This is a genomic window from Acidisoma sibiricum (assembly GCF_057837225.1).
In genome coordinates, this window is the sequence record NZ_CM174445.1 from 2881971 (window position 1) to 2903067 (window position 21097).

The 21097-nt window shown below is 63.1% G+C and carries 19 protein-coding genes and 1 other annotated feature; of the genes, 11 read left to right on the plus strand and 8 right to left on the minus strand.

Features of this window, described 5'->3' with window-relative positions; all coding sequences use genetic code 11:
* Positions 1-157: 157 nt before the first annotated feature.
* Both AC3G7M_RS13730 and AC3G7M_RS13735 read left to right on the plus strand, forming a co-directional pair.
* A complete protein-coding gene (locus AC3G7M_RS13730) occupies positions 158-2536 on the plus strand; it encodes a methyl-accepting chemotaxis protein (protein WP_489212645.1) in 2379 nt (792 codons plus the stop codon).
* Positions 2537-2547: 11 nt separating this feature from the next.
* On the plus strand, positions 2548-3153 hold the full coding sequence (locus tag AC3G7M_RS13735) for a tetratricopeptide repeat protein (RefSeq protein WP_489212646.1): 606 nt from the start codon (positions 2548-2550) through the stop codon (positions 3151-3153).
* Between the two features lie 16 nt (positions 3154-3169).
* Here AC3G7M_RS13735 and glmS read toward each other — a convergent pair whose 3' ends face one another.
* Together glmS and glmU are read right to left on the minus strand one after the other, a co-directional pair.
* Positions 3170-4999 (minus strand): glutamine--fructose-6-phosphate transaminase (isomerizing), encoded by a 1830-nt coding sequence (glmS, locus tag AC3G7M_RS13740; RefSeq protein ID WP_489212648.1) that lies wholly within the window; start codon positions 4997-4999, stop codon positions 3170-3172.
* Between the two features lie 5 nt (positions 5000-5004).
* Positions 5005-6342 (minus strand): bifunctional UDP-N-acetylglucosamine diphosphorylase/glucosamine-1-phosphate N-acetyltransferase GlmU, encoded by a 1338-nt coding sequence (gene glmU / locus AC3G7M_RS13745; RefSeq protein ID WP_489212650.1) that lies wholly within the window; start codon positions 6340-6342, stop codon positions 5005-5007.
* Positions 6343-6431: 89 nt separating this feature from the next.
* Between glmU and AC3G7M_RS13750 the strand changes: the two genes are divergently transcribed.
* Both AC3G7M_RS13750 and AC3G7M_RS13755 read left to right on the plus strand, forming a co-directional pair.
* Positions 6432-7082, plus strand: a complete 651-nt coding sequence (locus tag AC3G7M_RS13750; RefSeq protein ID WP_489212651.1) for an HAD family hydrolase — start codon at positions 6432-6434, stop codon at positions 7080-7082.
* Entirely contained in the window at positions 7079-7825 is a 747-nt protein-coding gene (locus AC3G7M_RS13755) for an SDR family NAD(P)-dependent oxidoreductase (protein ID WP_489212652.1), read from the plus strand. The genes AC3G7M_RS13750 and AC3G7M_RS13755 overlap by 4 nt, the downstream gene beginning before the upstream one ends.
* A gap of 8 nt (positions 7826-7833) precedes the next feature.
* On the opposite strand, the gene AC3G7M_RS13760 is transcribed toward AC3G7M_RS13755, so the two are convergent.
* A complete protein-coding gene (locus AC3G7M_RS13760) occupies positions 7834-9312 on the minus strand; it encodes a SulP family inorganic anion transporter (protein WP_489212654.1) in 1479 nt (492 codons plus the stop codon).
* A gap of 72 nt (positions 9313-9384) precedes the next feature.
* Positions 9385-9440, minus strand: a sequence feature (sul1 is cis-regulatory element that is thought to sense ions involved in sulfur or methionine metabolism; They are found in Alphaproteobacteria).
* A 166-nt stretch (positions 9441-9606) separates the two neighbouring features.
* On the opposite strand from AC3G7M_RS13760, the gene AC3G7M_RS13765 reads away from it, so the two are divergent.
* Together AC3G7M_RS13765 and AC3G7M_RS13770 are read left to right on the plus strand one after the other, a co-directional pair.
* A complete protein-coding gene (locus AC3G7M_RS13765) occupies positions 9607-10203 on the plus strand; it encodes an RBBP9/YdeN family alpha/beta hydrolase (RefSeq protein ID WP_489212655.1) in 597 nt (198 codons plus the stop codon).
* 28 nt (positions 10204-10231) lie between these two features.
* A complete protein-coding gene (locus tag AC3G7M_RS13770) occupies positions 10232-10747 on the plus strand; it encodes a GNAT family N-acetyltransferase (RefSeq protein ID WP_489212656.1) in 516 nt (171 codons plus the stop codon).
* Positions 10748-10786: 39 nt separating this feature from the next.
* Here AC3G7M_RS13770 and AC3G7M_RS13775 read toward each other — a convergent pair whose 3' ends face one another.
* From AC3G7M_RS13775 to AC3G7M_RS13785, 3 genes are all read right to left on the minus strand, one after another.
* Positions 10787-12808 carry an FAD-dependent oxidoreductase gene (locus AC3G7M_RS13775; protein ID WP_489212657.1) on the minus strand — a complete coding sequence of 674 codons (2022 nt, stop codon included), beginning with the start codon at positions 12806-12808 and terminating at the stop codon, positions 10787-10789.
* A gap of 114 nt (positions 12809-12922) precedes the next feature.
* Positions 12923-13747: a TQO small subunit DoxD gene (locus AC3G7M_RS13780; protein ID WP_489212659.1), complete on the minus strand. Its 825-nt coding sequence runs from the start codon at positions 13745-13747 to the stop codon at positions 12923-12925.
* Positions 13748-13845: 98 nt separating this feature from the next.
* Positions 13846-14046, minus strand: a complete 201-nt coding sequence (locus AC3G7M_RS13785; RefSeq protein ID WP_489212661.1) for a hypothetical protein — start codon at positions 14044-14046, stop codon at positions 13846-13848.
* A gap of 37 nt (positions 14047-14083) precedes the next feature.
* Here AC3G7M_RS13785 and AC3G7M_RS13790 point away from each other — a divergent pair, with 37 nt between their 5' ends.
* The 3 genes from AC3G7M_RS13790 (at position 14084) to AC3G7M_RS13800 (ending at position 16664) form a co-directional block, all read left to right on the plus strand.
* A complete protein-coding gene (locus tag AC3G7M_RS13790; RefSeq protein WP_489212662.1) occupies positions 14084-14428 on the plus strand; it encodes a hypothetical protein in 345 nt (114 codons plus the stop codon).
* A gap of 89 nt (positions 14429-14517) precedes the next feature.
* Positions 14518-15891: a cysteine--tRNA ligase gene (cysS, locus tag AC3G7M_RS13795; protein WP_489212664.1), complete on the plus strand. Its 1374-nt coding sequence runs from the start codon at positions 14518-14520 to the stop codon at positions 15889-15891.
* Positions 15888-16664, plus strand: a complete 777-nt coding sequence (locus tag AC3G7M_RS13800; RefSeq protein ID WP_489212665.1) for an RNA methyltransferase — start codon at positions 15888-15890, stop codon at positions 16662-16664. Before cysS ends, AC3G7M_RS13800 begins: the two co-directional genes overlap by 4 nt.
* A 14-nt stretch (positions 16665-16678) precedes the next feature.
* On the opposite strand, the gene gst is transcribed toward AC3G7M_RS13800, so the two are convergent.
* Entirely contained in the window at positions 16679-17380 is a 702-nt protein-coding gene (gene gst, locus AC3G7M_RS13805; protein ID WP_489212666.1) for a glutathione transferase, Atu5508 family, read from the minus strand.
* 270 nt (positions 17381-17650) lie between these two features.
* Between gst and AC3G7M_RS13810 the strand changes: the two genes are divergently transcribed.
* Together AC3G7M_RS13810 and AC3G7M_RS13815 are read left to right on the plus strand one after the other, a co-directional pair.
* A complete protein-coding gene (locus AC3G7M_RS13810) occupies positions 17651-18181 on the plus strand; it encodes a hypothetical protein (RefSeq protein WP_489212667.1) in 531 nt (176 codons plus the stop codon).
* Between the two features lie 357 nt (positions 18182-18538).
* Positions 18539-20044, plus strand: a complete 1506-nt coding sequence (locus AC3G7M_RS13815; protein ID WP_489212668.1) for a hypothetical protein — start codon at positions 18539-18541, stop codon at positions 20042-20044.
* A 238-nt stretch (positions 20045-20282) separates the two neighbouring features.
* On the opposite strand, the gene AC3G7M_RS13820 is transcribed toward AC3G7M_RS13815, so the two are convergent.
* Positions 20283-21068 carry an alpha/beta fold hydrolase gene (locus AC3G7M_RS13820; protein WP_489212669.1) on the minus strand — a complete coding sequence of 262 codons (786 nt, stop codon included), beginning with the start codon at positions 21066-21068 and terminating at the stop codon, positions 20283-20285.
* Between the last annotated feature and the right edge of the window lie 29 nt (positions 21069-21097).

Sequence of the window (21097 nt, forward strand, 5' to 3'; positions counted from 1 at the left end):
AGCTGCCTGCGGCGCGCCGCCTTCGTTAGATTTAATAACTTAAACTCACCCTGATTGTCCAGGAAATTATTCCTGTATCGTAATCATATAATGTCGTGATCTACCGGCGGGCTGGGATAGGCGGCGAGGAATTTTTGGCAACAGAAACGAAAATTTCATGACTGATGCGGAACTCTCCTGCCCGCGCGACAGCATCGGGACCTCACTCCCGCAGGCTGCGGCAGGGGGACCGCCATTGAGACGGGATATTCTTGGGCATGGCCTGATTCTCGCTCTGGGCGTCGCCGCCGGCTTCGCGGTCTATGCCAATGCGTCCTACGGCCTGCGCTCAGCCGCAGAGCGCTTCCGTGACGATGGCCATAACCGCGCGCTTCAGGTCGAGCGCTCCGTCGAAGACGACTTCCGCGCCATCAATGAAAGCCTGCGCACCATCAGCCGGCTGCCCAGCGTGCGCGGGGTTGATCGGCACGCCGGCAATATCTCTCAGGACAGCGTCCAGACGGTGCAGGAGATTTACAACAATCTCGCCAACAACGTCGATGTCTCGGAAGTCTATATCGTTCCCCGCAGCATCAATCCCGATCGCATCGATCCCGTGACCGGGGCGCCGGAGGCGCCGATCATGATGTTCGACGGCCAGATCAGTAATGGCGGCGGCGATGATGCCTCGGTCACGCGCCGCTTCGAGGCGGAAATCTATGAATACCATCTGCTGCGGCACCAGATGGCCTGGTTTGCCGCTCATATCCCGGATGCGAAACATATTCAGGGCCTGCATGTGCCGATGATTTCAGGCCCCATGGTGGTCACCTGCGACAATACCGTCTTCAACAAGACGCTGCATGATGCAGACCGCACCGGCATGGTCTTTTCCGTGCCGTTCTTCGACAAGGCGGGCAATTTCGCCGGCACCATCTCGGCAATCATTCGCCTGGCCGTCATCCGGGCCATGCTGCCCGCGCACAACTACGCCATTGTCAGCCCTGCCTATGGCGCTTTTTTTGTGTCGCCCCACACTATCCTCCCAGCCAGCACGCGATCCTTTGCGATGGCCGCCAAAGCCGACCCTGCGCTGATCTATTCCGAAGCGATTCCCTTGTCGGTCAGTGACGCACGCGCCGAATGGGTTCTGTGGACGGGCCTGCCCAATGCGCTGTTTTGGGCCCGCAGCGATGTGCAGGCGGTGAAAACCTTCGCCATCGCCGCCGGTGCCGTCATCCTCCTGCTCATGCTCATCGGCTGGGGCGCCATCTGGTTCGTCACCCGCAACGCCCGCCTCATCGCCCGCGCCTGCCGCGCCCTGGATGCGCTGGCGGATGGGCGGGAGGACCATGTGCTGGCCGGGGCGGAGACGCGCGGCGTCATCGGCGATCTTGCGCGTGCCTTCGAGAAGTTCCGCGCGTCACTCGCGGAAAAGCATCGCCTCGAACAGGAAACCGACATAGCGCGCCAGGCCGCTGAGACCGAACGCTTGCAGCGTGACGCCGAAAAGACCGCAGAACAGGGCGCGCAGAAGCAGGTGGTCGATTCCCTGACCGCAGCCCTGATGAGCCTGACGCAGGGCGATCTGTCACTGCGCATCGCCCAGGAATTCACGGGCGAATACAGCAAGCTGCGCCATGACTTCAATCAGGCCGCGGCGCATATGGAAGCGACCATGCGGCGTGTCCGCGACAGCACCCATAATGTCGAAGAAACATCACGCGAGATCAGCTCGGCCTCAGCTGATTTCGCGCACCGGACCGAGCAACAGGCCGTGCAGTTGCAGGAAGCGGCCACGGCGATCGGCGAACTGACCGAGATGGTCCGCAATACCTCTCAATCAGCGGCCAGTGCGGCGACGCTGGCCGGCACCGCCAGCACCGAGGCCACCGCCTCCAGCCGCATCGTCAATGACACGATCAACGCCATGGCGGAGATCGAAAAGTCCTCCCAGCAGATCGCCGACATCCTTGTCCTGATCGAGGAAATCGCCTTCCAGACCAATCTTCTCGCCCTTAATGCCGGGGTCGAGGCCGCGCGCGCCGGCGAGGCCGGGCGCGGCTTCGCGGTGGTCGCCACGGAAGTGCGGGCGCTCGCCGGCCGCTCCTCCAGTGCTGCGCATGACATTAAAAGCCTGATCACGGCGACGGAAAAGCGGGTCGGCGATGGCGTGCGCCTGGTGAATGAAACCGGCACCACACTGCACCGGATTACCGAGCAGATCAGTCAGCTGACCGAACGTGTGCGCGAAATTGCCGACAGCGCGCATCGCCAAGCCTCGTCCATCGCGACCGTCAATACCAATGTCGGCCAGATGGACCGGGTCACCCAGCAGAATGCGGCCATGATCGAGGAGACGGCGGCGGCCGGCGGCCGGTTGAGCGGCGAGGCGGAGAAGCTGGGAGGGCTGGTCGACGAATTCACCTTCTCGGGGGAGACGGCAAAGAACGCCCCTGCGGCTTCCAGGATTTCTGTCCTAGACAATCGGGAAAGGCCGAACAAGATGAGACCGATTTCCTATCCCGCGGAGCGCCGGCGCGTACCCGCCGAATGAGGAGACGAGCGATGGTGATGGCAAGCGGCCTCCCCGCGCCTGCCCTGCGCTGCATCCAGGCCGCTATCCTGGCGGCGGTGCTTGCCGTGCCTCTGCCGGCTACAGCCCAAAACCTGGATGTAGCGGCCTTGCGAGCGCAAGCGGCGAGCGGCGATGCCAATGCGGAATTCCAGCTCGGCACCCTGCTTTATGTCGGTCTCGATGTCATTCAGGACTATATCGGCGCCGCCGATTGGCTGAAGCGCGCCGCAGACCAGGGCAATGCCGACGCGCAATGCGAGCTTGGCTTTCTGTTCCAGACCGGCAGCTTCGCGCAAGGCCCGCCACCGCCCGATCCGAAAAGCGCTTTGCCCTGGTATGAAAAGGCCGCCGCCCAGCACAATGGCTGCGGCAACTATGCGCTCGCCCATCTCTATAATACCGGCATCGGGGTCGATGCCGATTCCGACCTTGCAGCGAAACTGTTCCATCTCGCGCAGGCCGAGGGGTTTAACGCGCCCGCCGGTGCCTATCCCCTGCAGGCGCTGCAGGATCATTTCTATGCCCTGGCCTATCAGTTCGCGGGCAGCGGCGCCTGGAGCGATACCGTCTCGGTCAAGGCCGGTGGCGGCGGATAAAGCTCCGCCCCCGCCCCTATTCCACCGTCACTGATTTCGCCAGATTGCGCGGCTGATCGACGTCCGTGCCCTTCAGCAACGCCACCCGGTAGGCCAGCATCTGCACGGCAATGGTATGCATAATGGGTGCAACGAAGGGATCGCAGCTCGGCAGGATCACGGTCTCAGCCGCGATACCCTTCAGCTTGTCGGCGCCGGCGGCATCGCTGAAAACGATGACCTGACCGCCGCGGGCGGCGGCTTCCTGCAAGTTGGACGCGGTCTTCTCGAACAGCGGGCCGGATGGCGCGATGGCGACCACTGGCACATGCCGGTCGATCAAGGCGATCGGCCCGTGTTTCATCTCGCCGGCCGCATAGCCCTCGGCATGGATATAGCTGATCTCTTTCAGCTTCAGCGCGCCTTCGAGGGCGACCGGATAGCAGGCGCCACGCCCCAGATAGAGAACGTCCCGCGCTTCGGCGATGCGCGCGGCGACACGGCCGATGGCCGCGACCGTCTCCTCCGCCAGGATCTCCGCCGCCTGGCCCGGCACTTCCATCAGCGCCTGGGTCAGCTGCGCTTCCCGCGCCGCATCCAGCGTACCGCGCGCGCGGCCGGCGGCCAGCGCGAAACAGGCGAGTACAGTAAGCTGCGCGGTGAAGGCTTTGGTTGAGGCGACGCCGATCTCGGGCCCCGCCAGCGTCTCCAGCACGGCGTCGCTTTCGCGCGCCATGCTGCTTTCCGGCACATTCACGACCGAGAGGACATGCTGGCCTTCGTCCTGCATGTAGCGCAGGGCCGCCAGGGTATCGGCCGTCTCCCCGGACTGGCTGACAAGCAGGCCCAGACCCTCGGAAGGCAGCGGCGGCGCACGGTAGCGGAATTCGCTGGCGACATCGGCATCCGTCGGCAGGCGCGCGATCGACTCCAGCCAGACGCGGCCGACAAGACCGGCATAGAAGGCCGACCCGCAGGCGCTGATGGTGACGCGCGGCAGGGAGGCCAGATCGAAGGGCAGATCATGCAGCACGACGCTGCGCGTGCCGGGATCGATCATGCGGCTGAGCACGTCGCCGATGACGACGGGATGCTCATGCAGCTCCTTCTCCATGAAATGGCGGTAATTGCCGCGGCCGATGGCCGCCCCTGTCAGCCGGGTTTCACGAATGGCGCGCTCTACCCGCTCGCCATGCCGGTTATAGAAGGTGGCACCGTCGCGGCGAATGACGGCCCAATCGCCGTCGTCCAGATAGGCGATGCGGCGGGTGAGCGGGGCCAGCGCCAGCGCGTCGGAGCCGATGAACATCTCCTGCTCGCCGAAGCCGATGGCGAGCGGCGCGCCGTGGCGGGCGCCGATCATCAGGTCCGGGTGGCCGGCAAAGATCAGCGCCAGCGCATAGGCGCCTTCCAGCCTGGCGAGGGCCGCGCCCGCCGCCGTCTCAGGGCTCATGCCTTGCTGAAGATAGAGGTCCAGCAATTGGGCCACGCATTCGGTATCGGTCTCGGTTGAAAACTCCTGGCCTGCGGCTTCCAGCTCAGCGCGGAGGGCGGCGTGATTTTCGATGATGCCGTTATGCACGACCGAGACGCGCGCCGTGCCATGGGGATGGGCATTGCCTTCGGTCGGCGCGCCATGGGTCGCCCAGCGCGTATGGCCGATGCCGATATTGCCCGCGAGCGGCAGGCGCGTCAGCACGCTGGCCAGATTGCCGAGCTTGCCCTCGGCCCGCCTGCGGTCGATGACGCCGCGATCCAGCGTCGCGATGCCCGCACTGTCATAGCCGCGATATTCCAGCCGGCCGAGCGCTTCGAGGATGAGAGGAGCGGCTGGGCGGTCACCCAGCATGCCGACGATACCGCACATGGCGTCTAGCCTCCCGTCTTCTGTTTCCAGGTCGCGCGGATCAGTGCGCCGCCACCCCGGCGGGCCGCCTGCCTTGCACGGCCGAAGGCCAGGGCATCGGCCTCGACATCTTCGGTGATGGTGCTGCCGGCGGCGACGAAGCTGCCAGCGCCCAGCGTCAGGGGTGCGACCAGCGTGGCGTTGGAGCCGACGAAGCTGCCCGCGCCCACCACCGTCCGGTGCTTCAGATGGCCGTCGTAATTGCAGGTGATGGTGCCGGCGCCGATATTGCTCGCCGCACCGATGTCGGCATCGCCGAGATAGGCAAGATGATTGGCCTTCGCGCCGTCACCCAAGTGGGTCGCCTTCAGCTCGACGAAATTGCCGACATGGGCGGCTTTTCCCACATGCGTTCCGGGACGAAGCCGCGCATAGGGGCCGATGCGCGCCCCCGCGCCCACCTCCGCGCCTTCCAGATGACTGAAGGCGAGAATCTCGGCGCCCGTCCTGACGGTTACGCCGGGGCCGAAGATGACATGAGGCCCCACGATGACATCGGCCTCGATGATCGTATCGGCCGCGAAAAAGACCGTATCGGGCGCGGTCAGCGTGACACCGGCATCCATCGCCGCCAGGCGCAGACGGGACTGGACGGTCGCCTCGGCCTCCGCCAGTTCGGCGCGGGAATTGACGCCGCGGAGTTCGGTATAATCAGCCTCCACAGCGACCACACGACGGCCTTCGGCGACCGCAAGGGCCACCACATCGGTCAGGTAATATTCGCCCTTGGCATTGTCGTTGCGGACAGCGGCCAGCCAGCGCGCCAGGTCAGGCCCCGCCGCGCAAAAGACGCCGGCATTGCAGAGCCCGACCGCGCGCTCCGCCTCGCTCGCATCCGCCCATTCGACGATGCGGGTGACGTCGCCCGCCCCATCGGTAATGACACGGCCGTATTTGCCGGCCTCGGGCGGGCGCATGGCCAGCAGTGCCAGGCCGCTGTCGTCCCGCGCCGCCTTCAGGCGCGCGAGCGTCGCCGGCGTGATGAGGGGATTGTCGGCATAGAGGATCGCAACTTCGCCGCTGCCGAAATGCGGCACCGCCTGCAAGGCGGCATGGGCTGTGCCGAGGCGGTCTGATTGCACGACGGCAGGGTATGGTGCGGCGGCGCGGGCAACCGCCTCCATCTCCGGTCCGGTCACGACCACAATATCATCGAAAACCTGCCCTGCGGCCGCCAGCAGATGGTTCAGCATCGGCTTGCCTGCGATAGCATGCAGCGCCTTGGGCAGACGCGATTTCATGCGGGTGCCAAGCCCCGCGGCAAGGATCACGGCGGTGGTGGTCTGGCGGCTCAGCGTCGTCATGGTCTTCCTCAGGCTGATCCCTGCGGTAGCGGCGGAAGGCAAGCCGTGTCAAAGGGTTCGGAGACAATTCTCGTATCGGAGTGCAACGGATGCCGAAATGCCTGGTGCTGGATCTGGACGGCACGATCACCGATAGCCTGCCCGATATCGCGGGCGCGCTGAACCGCAGCCTGGCGCGCTACAGCAAGGCAGCGCTGCCGCTGGAGCAGGTGCGGCCGATGGTGGGTGACGGTGTCGGGCAGCTTTTTCTGCGCGGCTACGCCGCCCGCGGACTGGTGCCGACGGATGAGGACATGGCGCTGGGCCTTGCCGACTACACGGCGAACTCGACCGAGGGCACGCATCTCTATCCCGGCGCCTTGGACGCATTGCGGGCGCTGAAAGCCGCCGGCTGGCATCTGGCTGTCTGCACCAACAAGCCGGAAGCGCCGGCGCGCATTCTGCTCGATCATGTCGGCGTCCTGCCGCTGCTGGACGCGGTAGGGGCTGGCGACAGCTTTCCGGTGAAGAAGCCGGACCCCGATCATATCCGCTTCACCCTGCAAGCCGCCGGCGCGACCATCGACCAATCGGTCATGATCGGTGATCACCACAATGACGTCGCCGCCGGCCTCGGCGCCGGCTTGCCGACCATTTTCGCGGCCTGGGGCTATGGTCCGCGCGAGGTCGGCACGGAGGCGGACGCGGTGGCGGAAAGCTTCGCCGAGGTGCCGGCACTGTGCGAAAAGCTGCGGCCATGACCCAGCTTGCGAGGAAAGTCGCCCTCATCACTGGCGCCACCGCCGGCATTGGTGCCGCGACCGCGCGGCTGTTCGCCGAGCGCGGGGCCACGCTGCTGCTGACCGGCCGCAACGCCGCGGCGGGCGAGGCACTGGCCGCCGAACTCGGCGCCGATTTCCTGGCCGAGGATGTGGCCGCCCCGGGTGCGGCGGATCGGCTGATCGCCTGGGCGGCGGCAACCCATGGCCGGCTGGACGTGCTGGTGAACAATGCCGGCATTCTGTCCCAGGGCGATTCCCAGGCCTGTACGGACGCGGACTGGGATGCGGTAATGGCGGTCAATGTCACGGCAGTCTTCCGCCTGTCCCGCGCGGCGGTGGCCGTGATGGCGCGCCAGGCGGGCGGCGGCAGCATCGTCAATGTCGCGTCCGACTGGGGATTGGTGGCAGCGCAGCAGGCGGTGGCTTACGGCACCAGCAAGGGCGCGATCGTGCAGATGACGCGCAGCATGGCGGTCGACCATGCCCGTCAGGCTGTGCGCGTCAATGCCGTCTGCCCAGGGGACACCGACACGGCCATGCTGCGCCAGTCAGCCGGCACGGATGTCGAGGCGCGGCTGGCCGCGATGGCGGAGGCCCTGCCGCTCGGCCGGATCGGCCAGCCACGCGATGTGGCGGCCGCCATCGCCTTCCTCGCCTCCGACGACGCGGCCTTCATCACCGGGGCGATGCTGCCCGTCGATGGCGGCAACTCCGCCATATAGTCCGACGCCTAGCTGTCGGTCTGGATCAGCGGCCCGTGCCGGTCCACCAGCGTGGCGCTGGCGTGGTTCAGGCCGATCACCGTGACCCGCGTGCCGTGGCGGCGCATTTTGGTGACGACCGTTTCCAGGGCGCCGACCGCCGTGATGTCCCAGAGATGCGCGGATGAGAGGTCAATCACCACCTGCCGCGCGGTATCGCGGAGGTCGAACTGGTCCGCGAAGATATCGGCGCTGGCGAAGAAGATCTGCCCCGTCACGGCATAGCGCCGCGTGTCACTCGCTGCGTCATAGCTACTCGTCACCGCCATCAGCGCCATGACTTTGAAGGCGAAAAACACGCCGCTGAGCAGCACGCCGACCACGACGCCGGCCGCCAGATCATGGGTCGCGACCGTCACCACCACGGTCGCCAGCATCACCAGGCTGGAGACTTTGGGGTGGTGCACCAGGTCCCGGAAGGATGCCCAGTTGAAGGTGCTGACCGAGACCATGATCATGATCGCGACCAGGGCAGCCACCGGCACACGCGCCACCCAAGGCCGCAGCAGCACCATCAGGATGAGCAGGAACAGCCCGGCGACGAGGGTGGACAACCGCCCCCGCCCGCCATAGCGGACATTGCCCACCGTCTGGCCGATCATGCCGCAGCCGGCGATGCCGCCGAACAGGCCGGCCGCGATATTGGCGAGGCCAAGCCCCGTGCATTCCCGCGCCTTGGAACTCGTGGTGTCCGTCAGGTCATCCACAACGGTCGCCGTCATCATCGATTCCAGCAGGCCGACGACGGCCATGGCCAGCGCAAAGGGGGCGACGATGCCGAGCGTGGTCCAGGTCAGTGGCACATGCGGCAGCACCAGACTGGGCAGCGATGACGGCAGACGGCCGAGATCGGCCACCGTATGCAGCGGCATCGGCACGGCGACGCTTATCACCGTCAGGACAAGGATGCAGATGAGGGGCGACGGGATCACCGTCGTCAGCCGCGGCAGCAGGTAGATGATGGCAAGGCCCGCGGCGATCATCGCATAGGTATGCCAGGAGACGCCCAGCATCTGCGGCACCTGCGCCGAAAAGATCAGAATGGCCAGCGCATTGACGAAGCCGGTGCGGACCGAGCGCGAGACGAAGCGCATCAGCACATCCAGCCGCAGCAGACCGAAAATGACCTGAAAGGCGCCGGCCATCAGCGTCGCGGCGAGCAGGTAATCCAGCCCATGCGCCCGCACCAGGGCGGCGGCCACAAGCGCGACCGACCCGGCGGCGCCGGAAATCATCGCCGGCCGGCCGCCGGTGAAGGCAATCACGATGCCGATGATGAAGGAGGCGAAAAGCCCGACCTCGGGGTCAACGCCGGCGACGAAGGAAAAGGCAATGACCTCGGGGATAAGCGCGAAAGTGCCGACCATGCCGGCCAGCACATCGCGCCTGATGTCACCCACGCTCGAAAACCATTCCGAGCGGTAGCGGGATAGGGAGAGAGCGTTCATGTGTGAATCTATCTACAGTCAGCGCACGAAGCGGCATCGGCTTCAGCGATGCGGAACAGTCGTGACGTTTGCTGTTGTCCGGCGGATTGGCGGCCGGAAGAGCCACCCGGATTTGCACCGGGCTCCTGACGAATGCCCTTCCCGTAGCAGACTAAAGATGTGCGACGCAACTTTTTCTCAGAACAAATTTGCGCGTCAGATCGGCATGGGGTCCCATTGCCGCGGCCTCTGCGGCCATTCACGCTGCCGCGCGGATAGGGATCGGGTCGAGACCAGGCATGAAGGAGTCGTGATGTGAATGACACACAGGTAAAGCTGCGCGCCATTATTCTGCACGGCGCTCATGGAGGGCCCGAGACGAACTGGTTTCCCTGGCTCCAATCTGAACTTGAACCTCATGGAACAGAGGTTGTGCGGCCTCGGTTCCCCACGCCCCAGGGTCAGTCCCTGGACGCCTGGTTCGATGTCTACGATGCCAGGACAGAAGCCTTGCCGCCATTGCCCACCATCCTCGTGGGCCACAGCCTGGGCGCGGCATTCGCCCTGCGATTGGTTGAGCGGTCTACGGCACCGATCAACGGGCTTTTTCTGGCGGCAGGCTTCGTCGGCGCCCTTGGCCTGCCGGACTATGACGCGATCAATGCGTCATTCTTCCTACAGCCTTTCGATTGGACCGGCATCCGCAAGCGCATGGGGCCTGCATGCCATGTCTGGGCGGGCGATGATGATCCCTATGTGCCATTAGCGCGTTCACACAGTGTAGCCGATAGCCTTGAGGTTCGGCTTGAGGTGGTGCCATCGGGCGGACATCTCAACAGCGAGACGGGATTCACAACCTTCCCGCAGTTGCGCGACGCGATCCTTGCCGATTGCGCAAACATATTGGCCTGAACCGGGCGCAGGGTTGAAGGACTTAGCGATGATCAGCCTGCGCCCGGCCGGGACCGAGGATATTCCCTTCATCATGGGCGTCGAGCGCCTGCCCGGTTACGAGGATCGCGTCGGCCGCTGGTCGGAGGCCGAACACACGGCCGCCCTCGCCTCACCCGATCATGCCTATTTCATCGGCGAGAATGACGCGGGCTGCCCGGTCGGCTTTGCCATGATCCAGGACCGGCTGGAGCCGCATGGCAATCTGCACCTGCGCCGGATTGCGGTCAGGCAGGAAGGTCAGGGTTTCGGGCGACGGCTTCTCTTTGATGTGATCGGCTGGGCTTTCCAGGCCACCGAAACACATCGCTTCTGGCTGGAAGTGCTGCAGACCAATACCCGCGCCCAGCATCTCTACCGCTCAAGCGGCTTCCAGCAGGAAGGCATTGCGCGCGAAGGCTATCGGCTGCGCGACGGCTCCCGCTGCGATTTCTATACGATGTCGATCCTGCGGCGGGAGTGGGAGGGGCTGACGGCAAGCGGCTCCATACCCGGCAGTGTGTGACGGTAAGGCCATCATCCCGAGGGGACGACCGATTGGTCGTCAGGACTCACTGGTGGAACCGGTGATCAGCCGGGTGCTGCGGCGGTAGGTGACATACGCCCATAGCCAGTTGAGCGCGACCGCCGCGCGGTTGCGACCGCCGACCAGGAAAAGGATGTGGGCGAGGCCCCAAAACCACCAGGCGGGTGCGCCCCAAAGACGGAACGACCGCAGCTCGGCAACCGCTGACAGGCGCCCGATCGTGGCAAGGTTCCCGTAATGCTTGTATCGGAAGGGTGGTGGCGGTGGGCGGCCTGCGATTGCGGTTCTGATGACATGGGCCACGTAATGCCCCTGCTGCTTGGCCGCAGGCGCCAAACCCGGCACCGGTTTTCCCGCCCAGCCATTGGAGGCAGCCGTGTCACCGATGGCGAAGATCCCCGGACAGTTCGAGACTGACAGGTCGGGGCCAACGATGATCCGCCCCGCCCGATCGCCGGTCTGTCCCAGCCAGATGGCGGCAGGGGAAGCGGCGACACCAGCGGCCCAGAACGTCGTACGGGCCGCGATCCGAACAGTATCGATTTGAACGCCATCAGGGTCGATCGACGTGACCTTCGCCCCCGTGATCACCTCGACCCCGAGCGCGCCGAGTGCCCGCGCGGCCTCCTCGGACGATTGCGGGGAAAAGGTCGGCAGCACGCGCGGCGCGGATTGGACTAGCAGCACCCGCGCCTGGTCGGGATCGATACGCCGGTACTCCATATCCATCCCTGTTTTTGCCAGTTCCGCCAGAGCCCCCGCCAACTCCACCCCGGTCGGACCACCGCCCACGACGACGAAGGTGAGCCACGCATTCCGCGTCTCTGGATCAGCCTCGCTTTCGGCATGTTCAAAGGCACGCAGCACCCTCCCACGCATGGAGATCGCGTCCTCAATGTTCTTCAGGCCGGGTGCAAAAGGGGACCAGTCGTCTCGGCCGAAATAGCTGTGCTCCGCCCCGGTCGCGAGGAGCAGGAAGTCGAAAGGGACGCGTTCCCCGCCGATGAGCACGTGTTTGGCGGGAAGGTCCACGCCCGTCACGGTGGCCAGACGGACAGCCACATTCTGCTGTCCGCGCATGACGCTCCTGATCGGCACCGCGATGTCGGCCGGCGAAAGCGCGGCGGTCGCCACCTGATAAAGCAGCGGCTGGAACAGATGGTGGTTGCGCCGGTCGATTAATGTGATCTGGCAGTCCGTGCCGCTGAGGGCCCTGACCGTTGCAATGCCGCCGAAACCGCCACCGACCACGACGACACGCGGGGAGCGTTCCGTGAGACGCTCACGGTTCTCCTGCAGAGTGCCGATCGCCCGTACCATGCCCCTGTCGAGGGAGAGCTTGCCTGCTCCCCGGGAGGCGATCAGCAGCAGAAGCAGCATGACGGCCGTGACGGTCTGCTCAGGCCCTGGCAGAGGCATGAAGGGCCAGATGAGGCACAGCACCACCGCAACCGCCCGCGTCAACAGGCCCAGAATGAGGCACCAACACAGCAGGATAAGCCACCAGGGGGCTGTCAAAAGCGCGCCGGTGATCGGCTGCGGCCATAAGGCGGCCCCCGACCCGGCGGCGAGGAACACCGCCAGGTAAAGGCGCGCTGCAAACGGCAGTCCCTCGCGTGTGAGCCATGCGAGGCGACCATAGAATTGCCCGACAGCCCTCACGAGCGACAATGGCACACGCCGCAGGCCAATCCGCAACAGAGAGTCGATGGAAAGCGGACCGGCCCCCTGTGCCACCAGCCATAGAAGCAGAAGACCGCGCGGACCGGCCAAATCCTGCTCGATGCCTGGTTGACCAAACCCGAGCAGGAGAATGAGCGCGGCGGGCCGTGTGAGGAGACCCATCACCAGCAAGAAAGGCAGGACAGCGTGCAGCATCGTGTCGAGCGCGGGCGGCGCGCGGGAGAACCCTTCGGCCTGCATCATCGCCATCAGCCCATGGACGAAGGCTGCCTGCGCGAGCCAGATGCGGGTGGCCAGAAGCACGCCCGCATAGACAATCTGCCCGGCACCGGCCAGCTTGCCTTGGACAGAAGACAAAACCTCCGCCAAAGCCGAAACCTGGTTTTGGAAACGTGAGTTTCGCCAAGTGGCAGAAGCTGATTCTGTCACCTGGTCGTTTCGGACGTCTTGGTGCGACGGTTCGGTCATCGCTCAGGAAGCGAGTGCAAGGATGCGCGCCGCCTGACTATCATACCGGATGCCCGGAATGAGGCGCCTGGCGAGCAAATTGTCGATGCCAAAGCTTCGGCCCGCATGGGTCGCGGCGAACATGCCATGCGTGCAGATGATGCCGACATAGGTCCATGGCCATTCGGTCGGATCGTTGTAGAGCCCGATCAACAGGTTGAGCGTGAAGAGCGCCGCAAGGACACCGGACAGGCGCACCATGAAGCCAAGCATCAGAGAGGCGGTGAAAAATATTTCGAGGAGATAGATGACCGGTTGGATCAGAGCGATGTGATCCAAGAAGATCTGCATGATGTCAGCGTGCAGAGCGAAGGAACTATATTTGACCGATGCGCCGAGCCAATAGTGGAATCCCGGCGACACCGGCAAGGGTAGTTTCCACAATGTACCGAGATACCACATGCCGGCAGCCACGACCCGCATCAGATAGATGCTGACATGGTTGATTGTCCGCTGACTGGGATCGCGCTGCCAGTTCAGGAAGAAGACATACAGGCTTCCGAGAAGAATAGCCCAATAGAGCAGGACGGTGAACCATCGCAGATCACCGAGAGACAGTTGGTCGGGAATGCCTCCGCTGAGGAACTGGAAGAAGGTGTGAATGGGGTTGTCGTGCATGGACTTTCCCTTGCGAATGAAAAACGGCTGTTCCTTCCCTTTCGTCGCGCAGGCCGCCCTAGTTACCGCACCGGCATCTGCCGTTGAGATTTTGCCATCGACCGTCATGCCTCCAAGATATTGACCAAGCTCCCTGCGCCCTGTTCCCGCGTTGATTGGTATGGCGGCCATCGGCAAAGATGCGCCGGAATACGGAGGATATGCGCAAAAATCTGGTAACCTTACCGACTGTATTGGTACTGAAATATCGTCCGCGGTCCCCTATCATCTTACCGCTTCGCGGCAAGCAGGGCTGTCGCTTCTGTGGCGTCACAAACCGGCTGCCAAAGCAGCGGCGCTGCCGGAAACAGCGGCGCCCTGACATGAGGGGCAGGATGATCGCCCACGCCGGGCGACCCGATCATGACCCCGAAATCGTGATCGCCTGCCTTGGTTTGGACACGCGGCAGCACCTTTGCCGCCATCAGCATTGCCCAGAGTCTCCTGCATAAGACAGGAGATTTCTCCATGCGATTGTTTCTATCAACCCTTGCCATCGGCGCCTTGTCCCTGGCCCTGCCGGTCATCGCGGCCCAGGCCGCGCCCATCGACGGCGCGGCGCACCGTCCGGTCGCGGCGCAGGTCGAGAAGGCCGACTGGAACGGCTACCAGGGCGGCTACAATCGCGACTGGCATCGTGACGACCGCCGCGACTGGCGGGGCGATGATGGGCATCGCTGGCACCGCCACTGGGATCGCCCGCCGCCGCCCTATGGCTATTACGCGCCGCCGCCTCCGCCGCCTTATGGCTATTACGCCCCGCCGCCCCCGCCGCCGGGTGGCTATATTTACGGCTATACCTACGGCGGCTGACCCGTCCGGCGGGGAGGGAGGCGGTTTCGCGTCCCTCCTCTGCCAGCGGAACGCTTGCGGCAAGCCGCGCCACCCGGCAAAAGGCCGGAATGCACGCGCTCACACTCCATAACAGCCTCACCCGCCGGGATGAGGTCTTCCGGCCGATCAATGCCGAAAACGTCCGCCTCTATTGCTGCGGACCCACGGTCTATGACCGTGCGCATCTCGGCAATGCCCGGCCGGTCGTGGTCTTCGACGTGCTCTCGCGCCTGCTGCGCGAGATTTATCCCCGCGTCACCTATGTCCGCAACATCACCGATGTTGAGGATAAGATCATTGCGCGCGCCGCCGAACGCGGCGTCTCGATCGCTGAGATTACCGAGCAGACGACGGCCGAATTTCATGCCGATATGGCGGAATTGGGCGCCCTGCCCCCGGATATCGAGCCACGCGCCACCGACAATATCCCCGAGATGATCGACATCATCGAACGTCTTATCGCGGGCGGCCACGCCTATGAGGCGGCAGGCCATGTTCTGTTCGCGGTCGCCAGCGACCCGCAATACGGGCATCTCTCCGGCCGCAGCCAGGACGAGCTGATCGCCGGCGCCCGCGTGGAGGTCGCGCCCTATAAGCGCGATGCCGGCGATTTCGTGCTGTGGAAGCCGTCGAGCCCTGAGATACCGGGCTGGGACAGCCCCTGGGGCCGCGGCCGGCCGGGCTGGCATATCGAATGCTCGGCGATGTCCTGGCGCTACCTCGGCGAGGATTTCGACATCCATGGCGGCGGCGGCGACCTGATCTTTCCGCATCATGAGAATGAGATGGCGCAAAGCTGCTGCGCCTTCCCCGGCAGCCGGTTCGCCCGCGTCTGGATGCATAACGGCATGCTGCTGGTGAATGGCGAGAAGATGTCCAAATCCCTGGGCAATTTCCGCACCGTGCGGGACGTGCTGGGCATCGCGCCGGGCGAGGCCGTGCGCTTTCTGCTGCTGCGCAGTCATTACCGGGCCTCCGTCGATTTCACCGAAACCGGTCTGCTGGAGGCGCGGAAAGAACTGGACCGCTTCTACCGGGCCCTTGCCCGCCATGCGCCGCATTTCGCCGAGGAGCCGAACGTGCCGGTGCCGGCCGAGGTGATGGAAGCCCTCTGCGACGATCTGAACACGCCGGCCGCCATCGCAGCGCTGCATAACCTGGCTGACCGGGCGATCGCCGGCGATGCGCTGGCGGCGTCCGGGCTGCATGCCGCCGGACGCGTGCTGGGCCTGCTGCAATCCGAGCCCGACGCCTGGTTTCATGGCGATGTCGATGCGGCCGCGGTGGCAGCCGCCATCGCCGAGCGGATCGCCGCACGCAAGTCGAAAGACTTCGCCCGCGCGGATGCCATCCGCGCCGAGCTTCTGGCCCAGGGCATCGCGCTGGAGGACAATGCCGGCGGCACCAGCTGGCGGCGGGTTGAGCCCGTCATCCTGCCATGACCGGGCGTGACGCGGGGGCGGATATCGGCCCCATCGGCAATAGTCCGGTCGTCATCCTGGTGCGGCCGCAGCTCGCGGACAATATCGGCTCCGTCGCCCGCTGCATGGCCAATGGCGGGTTGTTCCACCTGCGCCTGGTCGCCCCGCGTGACGGCTGGCCGCAGGACCGCGCCTGGCGGATGGCCTCGGGCGCCGACCGCATTCTGGAAGCAGCCGAGGTGTTCGAGACGGTGGCGGAGGCGGTGGCCGACCTGCACCATGTCGCCGCCACCTGCCCGCGCCCGCGCCATATCATCAAGCCGATCCTGACGGCGCGCGGGGCCGCGGCCGAATTGCGGGCCGCGACCGCCACGGGCCTGCGCACCGGCATTCTGTTCGGGCCGGAGCGGGCCGGCCTGGAGAATGACGACATGACGCATGCCGATATGCTGGTGCGCTATCCGCTCAACCCCGCCTTCATGTCCCTCAACCTCGCCCAAGCCGTGATGGTGATGGCCTACGAATGGTGGATGGCGGATGAGGACTCATCCCCGCGCGAGCTGATGACGAATGAAACGCGCGTCGCGACCAAGGGTGAGCTGGAAAACTTCCTGGGTCACCTGACGCGCGAACTGGACGATTGCGGTTTCCTGCGCAACGAGCAGAAGCGGCCCGGCATGGTGCGCAATGTGCGGCACCTGTTCCAGCGCGGCGAAGTGACCGAGCAGGAGCTGCGCACCCTGCATGGCATGGTGACGGAACTCGCCCGCGGCCGCCACGCGAAGCGCAGCTAGCGAGCCCTGACGGTTCAGGCTTTCAGGACCTTGCGCAGCGACGCCTCGATCTGACCGCCGCAATAGCTGTCGCCGTAGTCTTCCCGCGCGCGGGCCGCGAGGGCGGCGAGTTCGGGCCGTGCCGCGATGCGGTGCGACAGTGCTGCCGTCATCGGAGCCGTCTCCTCCAGCATCGTCGCGATCGCCGGGAAGCGCTCCGTCAGGGTGGACCACAGGGTGGCGGTCACAACATCGGCGATGCCCGGCGCCGTGCCGCCCAGCAGGAAGCCGGACTTCGCCTTCAGCCCGTGCCGGCGGCCGGTCTCCTCCCAGAAGGACATCCATTTCTGCAGGCGGGGGACGAAAGCATGCCAGCGCTTGTCGGTCCACATCACGCGACCACCGTCCTGGGTGATGTCGTCGATGACGTCATTGGCATCCAGCACGATCTTGATGGTCATGGCGCGGAGCGCCGCCTCATCCGGCAGCAGGTCGAGCGTCTCGCCCAGATAGAGCACGATGGCTGCCATCTGGGAGATGGCAAACCCTGTGCTTTTATCGATCAGCAGTGGCGGCCCCATGAAGGGCACCGGCATCTTCTTGACGGGTCCTTCCATCAGGTCCGACATGGCCCCCGCCTCGCCTTCGGTCCAGGTCTTACCGGCAAAGGCCAGCACAGCGCGGACGAACTGGCCGCGAAAGGGAACGGGCCAATAGTAAAGATCGTAATCAGACATTGCTTTTCCTACTTCCAGGTCTTGGTGCAGCCCGACGAACGCCGCCGTCCGCCGCTCATCCACTGACTGCCGAAGACTTGGTGGACTGATGCGAAATATCCAGACTGATAACGTCAGCTTGGCCGCCCTTTCCTTCACAACTAGCCGCTTTTGATTGGCCATGGCTGGTGGCTGAAGCGCGCTCACCCATCTCGGAACTAACTGTTAACTATTTTGTTTCCGTATGAAATTCTGTGGGCTACGCTTCTCTCCTTGCAGAGGAGAGAGAAAATGCTGACTATCCGTCTCTTGCCGCTACTTGTCCTGGTGGGCACGGCCTTAATCATATCAAGGGCCAGAGCCGATGAACAGATGATTCCCCTCGCCGAAAGCGGAACATGGATGGCGTTCGCCCACAAGCCATCAATAATTGAGGCGCCGGATATGTGCGGCGCGGTAGAATCAACCAAGCATTTCATCCTTCGAGCCGACACAAGTGACACGGAGATTCGAATCTCAAACGACGCATGGTCGCTGCCCGCCGATGTGACTGGGAACATCGAAGTGAAAGTCGGCACTATCGATGACACTTTCGCCATTACCTATAACACGGATACGGTTGTAGGTGCCACCGTCAGCCCGGATCAGCTGGTTCCCTTGCTTGATGCAATTGCGCAAGAGACATTCCTGACTGTGATAGCTGGGAAAGCACCGCTCATCCGAGTGCCGCTTGGGGGCAGCGCCACGGCGCTGAATGCATTCCGTACTTGTTCAGGCATCTCGGGGTCGGCAAAAGGTGGTGGCAGTAATCCGTTTCAGTAGCGGCGTTGTTTCTGCTGTTTTCCCAGACAGAGCTTCGGGGCATCGGTGGAACTTTACCGTGCAAAATCAAGACTCTTTAGTATGCTATGGGCTCGACAGCTGCCAGTCCATGCTGAAATGGGTGGTGGCCGCGCCTTGATTAAATATTTTATGCGATCATGATGAATAATGTGGACAGCTATCCGTTATTTTTATGTAATTACAATCCTTACGGTCAAGCATTATCTCGACTGATATCGATGTTTTGGAGGAAGCATGAGCAGGAGATGGGCGACGGTATCGCGGCTCTTGGCAGCAACCTCCAGGAGTTCGATTGCAAGATTTGCCTGCTGCCTAGCAATGGTGGCCATACCCGACATGGCAGTCGCTCAGCATAGCTGTACTGGCCATGTTTCCCGGCCGGTAGCTCTTGCCGCAACAAAACCTAGTCAGCCGGTATCCCCGACCTTCATTGTTAACGTGACCGATAGCACTTCCTTTCCCGCCTTCGCTCCGCCGGTCGCCCCTGCACCCCAATCGGTTGCAGCCCCTTTGGCTGTGCCTCTTTCCCTTGCGCAAGTAAGTGGATCGTTGCAACTGCACAATCAAGCAAAGGCCTCATCGAGCAAATCCCTGTTATCATGGTCACGTCATTTAGTTCTATTTCCAGTGACGATCGGGCAATTTTTTATTCTATTATTTCTAACTATTATTGCTACGGTCCTCGCCTTGATCCCGCCGTACCGGTTTGTGCGGCATGGATGGGAACTCAAGCGAAAACAGGTCCTGAATATGTTTGATAGCAACACGTGCGCACTTTATTTTTTTCTTTACTGGAATGTGCAGAAAATCTCCTCGAAATCAGTTCAAATCCTAAACAACAATGAACTGTTTGTATGGCAGCTCGGCGTCGATAAATTTGGAAAAAATATAACAATCTCCGATGACCGTCGAAATATTTTGTCAGAAGAACTAACCAAAATTTATAATTCTTATTTTGGAAGACGCCAATATATATTCGCCATGATCTTTCTTTTCATCGTAATGCTATGCGCCATTTCTCTTGTCATTCGCTCATCGCTTTTTTATACTGAAGATCAGCACTACAGATTACCCATTGATATGCCCCATATCCTGCTCAATCCGGTCGCCATGCTAGGCGCCGCCGGTGCCTATCTCTGGATTGTGAGCGATGGCATCTCACGTATGCGGGTGAATGACTATCTACCTTCCAATATCTACTTTCACACTTTACGCATGTTTATCTCTGTTCCAATGGGTTTCGCGTTTTCGGATCTGGCTAACGCCTCAGTGGCAGGCTTTGCCGCCTTTGCTATCGGCGTTTTTCCAATCGAAGTAGCAATACGATATACCCGTATTAGCTTGAATAAAATCCTACATGTTGAGAACGACCCTGATACAGATGGAGACGAAATAAAACGTCTGATCGGAGTTAATGCGGATGTTGCCCAGCGTTTGACTGAAGAACAGATCAACACGATATTGGAGTTATCTAAATGCGATCCGATCCGGGTCATGATGCGCACGAATCTTGATTTTGATGTCGTGATCGATCTCATGAATCAAGCGATCGTCGCCTGTGCCGTATCAACTATAAGCGATAACACAATAAAATCGACCGAAAATGCCCGCATTCCGATTTTGGAGGCTTTACGTATATCAGGTCTGGCCCGCGCTTCACAGATCCACGCGCTCATGGACAGTAAACAAACAAAACGGCGCCGCACCAGAACACTCATCCGGGACGCTGCCAAGCGCGCCAACCTGACAGAAGCCCAGCTCCGAAATCTAGTACGGGGTATTCTGAACGACGAGAAGACAGGTTTTATTGTCAGAGCCATTGCACCTTGCCCACGTGACTAGAAGCCCCGGGTATTTGCGCAGGTCAGCTACAGCCTCTGACGCTCTACCGTCTCAGTAATCGGGCATCTTCGTGTTCCAGTTCAGGACCAAGGCTGCGCGATGAATGCGGGCGTCAGCCGTTCATTCACTGGCCGCTGCTAGACATGGTGGAACCTTCAAGAATATCCAGCCTGATCCGGCCAAGGCGCGCTGCTTGCCAGCGGTGAAACGCAAGCTGGGCCAACAATCGTGGGGGCACCTAGTCCCCGTTCAGCGACAACGCGAAGGCGCGCACCCAATTGGCAACCTCCTCCGGCGCCTCGTAGGGCAAGAGATGGCCGTGCTGCGGCAGCACGTGAAGCTGCGCCTGCGGAATGCGCGGCAGCAGCTCCCGCCGCAGCACCTCCGGCGGGTCGACGCGGTCGAGCGCACCGGACAGAACAAGCACCGGCACGTCGATATCGCCGACCGCGGCCGTGATATCCTCCTGGCTTGTCGTCAGCGGCCAGGCTTCCTTGGCCGGCGGAGCGCCTGCCAGACTATCGGCGATGACGGTTTCAAGATCCTCAGGCTCCAGGCCGTTGGGTGCCAGGACCTGTTCCACCGTCGCGACGATACTGTCGCGCGTATCATAGGCCTGGACCATGCCCTGCCGGATAGCGAGCGGCAGGCCCAGCGGCGACGGCGGCGACGGCGCCACCAAAGCGAGACCGATCAATCCGCGCGGATTGCGGGACGCGATGAGCTGGGCCACCTTGCCGCCCATCGAATGCCCGACGACGATATAGCGTTCCAGATCCAGCGCCGCGATCACCGCTTGCACATCCGCGGCCATATCCGCCAGCGCATAGCCCTGCGCCGGTCCCTCAGACCGGCCCCAGCCGCGTTGATCGATCGTGACCGTGCGAAAGTCTGGCGCCAGACGCTGGATCACATGCCGCCAGGTGCGCGACGATCCGCCCCAGTAGTGCAGGAAGACGAGCGCCGGCGCGCCCGCTCCCTGCTGTTCCACATGCAGTTCGATTGTATTCGCTGTGATCATCATGACAGCGGTCTTTCGTGAAAAACGGTGGC